Below are 5,429 nucleotides of genomic sequence, written 5' to 3'. Positions count from 1 at the left end.
GGGTCCCTTCGGGCTGCGCCCGAAGCAAGCGAACACCCGCGCTGCGCGCGGGTGTTGCGCTCCCGCTCCGCGGGAGCGCTGGCGGGGGGCTGCGCCCCCCGCACAACCCTGTTGCTGCGCAACAGGGTTGACGGTCCGTTCGCTGCGCTACCGGACCGAGCGGGACTCCGTCCCGCTACCAGGCTTTCGCTGCGCTCCAGCCTGGCCGGCGGGTCCGCTGCGCTCCCCCGCCTGACGGTCCTTCCGGCTGCGCCTCCAGGACCGCAGGCCCGCTCACGCGGGCCAGGCTGGCTGCGCGAGAGGTGGGGGTGGTCGGTTCAGCCTTGCTCGCGTTGCTTTGGTGGCGCCCAGGGCTTCAGGGGAGGCGGTGGTCCCTCCAAGGCGCTACGGAATTTCTCCTTCATGCTTTTCGGTGGTGCTTCCTTCTCTTCCTGCGAGTGCATGAGCCGGGCCGCGGTCACCCGTATATGACACTCACGGTGCCGCTGCCTCACAAGCACTACCCACGCACCGTCTTGAGCAAGGAACGCATGCCGGGCCGGCTCGTCTCCCGGCCGCGCATGCCGGGCCAGCACCCCCGGCATGTAGTTCAGGGCCGCATCCTCGGCCGCCGCCACCGCTTCCGCCTCATCCCGGCCGATGTGATAGGTGCCCACCAGCATCCACCGGTGCAGCCTGAGCTCCACGCCGTCAGGGCGCTCCGTCGTCCGGGTGTCCTCCTCGATGAGGACGTACCACTCGGCAGTCACAGCCGGCGCCTACCTGTCTTCCGAGGCCCGCGGGCCCACTCTCGTTCGCTGCGGATTACGGACGGCAGAAAGGGCCCCCGCGACTGGAAACTATCACGCTGCTTGCTGTCTTCCTTGCTTGCTGTCTTCCTTGCTTGCTGTGCTTCATTCTTTATAAGCGATAGACTTTGGACTGGTGGGCTACCACCAGCGGAGGTGTCTGAGGTCGCGGTCGGCATCGATCCCTCGCATCTGCCCCCCGCGATGGTCCGGCGCCCCTCACCGCCACGGTGGTCAATGGACAGCTCGGGTAAGCCACTTCACGAGGTTGTCTCGCACTCTGACAGAAGCAGAAAGCCGGTCGATATGGCAGTGAAGGAACTCCGCCCCCACCAGCGAGAAGCCGTAGACGCGGTACTGCGGGCCCTCGAATTGCCTGCAAGATCTACTGTGCCCGAGCGGGGGCTGCGGACACAGGTGATCATGGCGACCGGATCGGGCAAGACCCTCGTCGCCGTGCGCAGCGCCGAGGAGCTCCGGGCAGGACGCGTTCTGGTCCTCGTTCCCTCCCTCGATCTGCTGGCTCAGACCCAAGCCGCGTGGCGCGAGGGAGGCCGGACGGGCCCGATGATCGGGGTGTCCTCCCTGCGCGGTGAGGAGGCGTCCTTCCCCAACACCACCGAGGTGCAGGAGCTGGTCGACTGGGTGCGGCCGTTCGACAAGGTCACCGTGTTCGCCACCTACGCCTCGCTCGGGCTCGGCACCCTCGAGCGGGCACACAAGGCTGGCCTTCCGGGCTGGGACCTGATCGTGGTCGATGAGGCCCACCGGACCTCGGGCCGGATCGGCAAGCCGTGGGCGGTCGTCCACGACAACATCCGCATTCCTGCTCTCCGCCGGCTGTACATGACCGCCACCCCGAGGCTGTGGCAGTTGGACGACGACTCCGAGGGCGCGCCGGGTGAGCTGGTGGCCTCGATGGAGGACGATCCGCAGGGTCCGTTCGGGACGCGCTGCTACACGCTTACGCTGTCGGGAGCCATCGACCGGGGAATCTGCGCGCCGTACCAGGTGGTGTGCGTGGACATCACCGACACCCACCTCCAGGCCGCCCAGCTGCTGGGCGTCGAGGCCCGCTCGGACCAGGTACGCGGCGCTCGGCTCGCAGCCCTGCAGACCGCGCTGGTCAAGGCCTCGGCCGAGGAGGGGTTGCGCAGGACGCTGGTCTTCCATCATGTCGTCCGCGAGGCCGAGGCGTTCGCGGCCGGCCTTCCCGACGTCGCGCAGCGGCTGTACGCCGCGGAGCCCGAGTTGTACCCGCGCACGATCTGGGCGAACTGGCTGTGCGGCGACCACAGGCCGGCCCACCGGCGTCGAGTGCTCGGGGAGTTTGCGGCCGGGATCGCCGCGGACGGCACGGTCGTGGAGAAGAGCTTCCTGGGCTCGGTGCGGGTGCTCGGCGAGGGCGTCGACACCCGCGAATGCGACTCCGTCTACTTCGCCGACGTCCGCGGCTCCATGCCCGACCTCGTCCAAGCCGTCGGCCGCGCCCTGCGCATCCGCCCCGGTGAGGGCAAGGTCGCCTCACTGGTCGTCCCTGTCCTGCTCGGGCCCGGGGAGACGGTCCACAACATGCTGACTTCGCGGGCCTTCGGTGGCCTGGCCAAGCTGCTGGAAGCGCTCAGAGCGCACGACGCCCGCGTCGTGGAGGCGCTGGCCGAGCCCCAGGCGCCAAGCCGTGTCAGAGGCGTACAGAGCCGCAGCGGGGCGGATGAGGAGGGAGCAGGCAGCGACCGAAGCGACCGACTCTCCGTGCCGGCCCGGGAGCTACTGAAGTTCTCCACCCCCCGCGACCCTGCGCAGCTGGCCGCATTCATCAACCTGCGCGTGCTCAACCCCGAGCATCAGCACTGGCGGCGCGGTATCGAAGCCGCCACCCTGTACCAACGGCTCCACGGGGACCTGAAGGTGCCGTTCACGTACCGCGTACCGGCGGGTGGGGAAGCCGAAGCCGAGGGCTGGCCCGCCTCCCTCGCCGCATTCCCACTGGGGCAATGGGTGGCCGACGCCAGGCGCTTCTTCGCCCGCGGGGACATGGCCCCTGACCGCGTTGCCCAGCTGGAGAAGCTCGGCATGATCTGGTCGCACTACGACGTCGCCTGGGAAGAAGGACTCGCCGCCGCCCGCGGCTGGGCCGCCGAAGCGGGCCACCTCCTGGCCCCGACGGACGCCACCTACCAGGGCTACCGCGTAGGGATCTTCCTGAAGAACGCCAGGGCCGCAGCCCGTAAGGCCGCCGGGATCGAGCAGCGGCGGGCCGAAGGCCTGCCGGTGGGCTCGGCAGCCGGTGCGCTTTCGCAGGAGCGGCGCGAGCAGCTGGAGGACATCGACCCCGCCTGGTGCCCCGTCTGGCCGGTGGAGTGGCAGCGCGCTTTCCACCTCACCCGGCAGCACCTCCAGGCCGGCGGCGAGCTGCCGTCGCAGCCCGGCGACGTCGTACGCCAGGGCGAAGACCTCGGCCGGTGGGTACGCTCCGTCCGCCTCGGCTGGGACAAGCTCACAGGCGCACAGCAATGGATGTGCGAGCAGGTCCTCGGGATCAAGCCCGCGGGCGAGGACGAGAAACCCAAGCCACAGCGGAGCCAGGCCGACAAATGGGCGCTCAACCTCGCCGCCGCCCGGCAGTACTACCAACGCGAAGGACACCTGCGGGTGCCCCGCAAGCACGTCGAACGGATCATCGGCGACAGCGGAGACGGCAACCGCGACGGCAAGAGCGAGGGACAGCAGGAGGAACGAGAGATCAAACTCGGGGCATGGGTCAGCAACCAGCGCTCAAGAGCCGCGACCCTCACGCCGGAGCGCGTCGAGCAACTCTCTGCCATCGGCATGCGATGGGCCTAGCCCGACATAGTGCGTACCCGTGGCGCCTGGGCAGCGTACGTATCGCGTACAGATTGCGCCGTCTCCGGTGTGGCAGTGAGGGCCCAGCGCGGGCCCGCTCACCACTGGCCCGCGCCGTCGTATCTAATGGTGGCGCCGGGCAGGCGCTGCTGCCGTTCGGCACCCATCGCGATCCGGCGCTGATCGCGCGGCCGGTCCGGTACACCTGCTGGAGTCGGAGCACGCGAACTGGAAGTCCGGACACCGGGGCAGCGGTAGCGTACCGGGCACCTCGCGCCGCCCCCGCGTCGGTGGGGAGGACCAGCCGGGGTTCTCGACGTGGCGGAGGCCTCACGGAGCACGCCCGCGTCGACGCGCTGCTCCCGCCTCCCCCCCCGGCCGGAGGGGTAGGCGAGTCGGCCCGGACGGTCAGGGGCTGCGCGTGGTCGTGGCCGTGGCTGGTGCGGAGGAACACCGGGTCGGCCGGGCCGTGCTCGCGTGGCGCAGGCGTGGTGCCTCGCCGCAGGCGGCGCGGAAGGGACGGTACGGGCACTGTCGACACGCTGCCCCAGTGGCCGGTCTGGGCATCGTTGAACTTGCGCACGGGGTACGGCGGTCGGTCGATGCGTGGTCGGCGGGGGGCTGCGCGCCTGGAGCGGCACCGGGATTGGGGGTGGCGTCCGCCCGCCGGCCGGGGCTGACGCCACCGGAGGTCAGGGGAGCGCGAGGACCGCGGCGATGGTGGAGCGCAGTTCCTGGTCGTCGAGGATGGCCCGGTAGTCCCGGTCGTTGGAAAGCCGCAGGTCGCGGGCCTCGATGAGGTGCAGTGCCCGTCGTGCGGCCGGCGTGAGCGTACCGATGCGCAGAAAACCGCGGAGTGCCTCGGCCAGGTCGCGATAGCGGTCGTCGTCCCCGGTGAAGCGCATGACGACCTGCTCCAACACCGCCAGGCTGGCACCTGGATCTCCGGTGATCGCCCATAGGGCGACCGCCGCCGTCGCCCTGCCGTACGCGGCGTTCTCCATGACCTGGCGCACCCGTCCGGCGTGCGCCGCGGCGGCGGGGCCGAAGTCGGACAGGAGGAGGACCGGCCCGTACGGTGACACCTGCTCGTCGTGCACCGCCTCGCCCAGCAGTCGCAGGGCGGTGCCGTCGTCTCCCCCCGCGATGCGCCACGCGGCCCACGCGATCCTTTGGTGGTTGCCCGGGTAGTCGAGGACGGCCGCGTCGCGCACGGCGGAGGCCGTCGAGGCGGCATCGGGTGCCATCGCCAGCAGCACGTCGACGACGCGCAACGAGTACCGCGTGTCCTTCAGGAGCGGCAGGACGACCGGGAGCACGGGCAGTGCGTCCGGCCCCCATTCCTCGGCGACGTGCAGCAAGGTGCCCATGATCTCGCCGTGGTCGCCGTGCCGCTCGTGGTCCTGGTGCACCTCCTCCAGCAGCGCGGGCAGCAGGACGTCCGCGTGCTCGCGCAGCGGCACGAGGACGTCGTGCATCTCCGGCCGGCGCGGATCGCCCGTCACCCAGCTGCGTCCGGACTGCTCCCGGTAGGGGGCCCCAAGCGACTCGACCAGGCCGGGCAGGCCGCGGGGGTCGCCCAGCCGGACCAGGGCCCAGCGTGCGAAGTCACCCACGGTCGCTTCGATCCAGGAGATTTCGTCGGTCCCGGGATCGTCGAGCAGTGCCGCCAGGCGGTCGGCGTACGGGCCGGAGTCAGGGGCGAGCATTGCGAGGAGGTGCGCGGCTTTGAGCCGCACGCAGTCGTCGGCACAGTCGAGCAGCCGTGCCGCGAGGGGCAGCACCGTCGGTGCCGCG

General features: G+C 70.8%; 2 protein-coding genes and 1 pseudogene. 1 reads left to right on the top strand and 2 read right to left on the bottom strand.

Going from position 1 to position 5,429, the window contains the following annotated elements; genetic code table 11:
* Positions 1–317 precede the first annotated feature (317 nt).
* Entirely contained in the window at positions 318–749 is a 432-nt protein-coding gene (locus tag IE312_RS37695; RefSeq protein ID WP_189986816.1) for a hypothetical protein, read from the bottom strand.
* A 345-nt stretch (positions 750–1,094) separates the two neighbouring features.
* Between IE312_RS37695 and IE312_RS37690 the strand changes: the two genes are divergently transcribed.
* On the top strand, positions 1,095–3,632 hold the full coding sequence (locus IE312_RS37690; RefSeq protein WP_189986815.1) for a DEAD/DEAH box helicase: 2,538 nt from the start codon (positions 1,095–1,097) through the stop codon (positions 3,630–3,632).
* 692 nt (positions 3,633–4,324) lie between these two features.
* Here IE312_RS37690 and IE312_RS37685 read toward each other — a convergent pair.
* Positions 4,325–5,429 (bottom strand): annotated as a pseudogene (locus IE312_RS37685) (hypothetical protein); the annotation flags it as partial.

This window comes from Streptomyces capoamus (assembly GCF_014654935.1).
In the GTDB taxonomy this organism is placed as follows: domain Bacteria; phylum Actinomycetota; class Actinomycetes; order Streptomycetales; family Streptomycetaceae; genus Streptomyces; species Streptomyces capoamus.
Note: the sequence above shows the minus strand (reverse complement) of the source record. Positions and strands in the feature narration are given on the sequence as shown.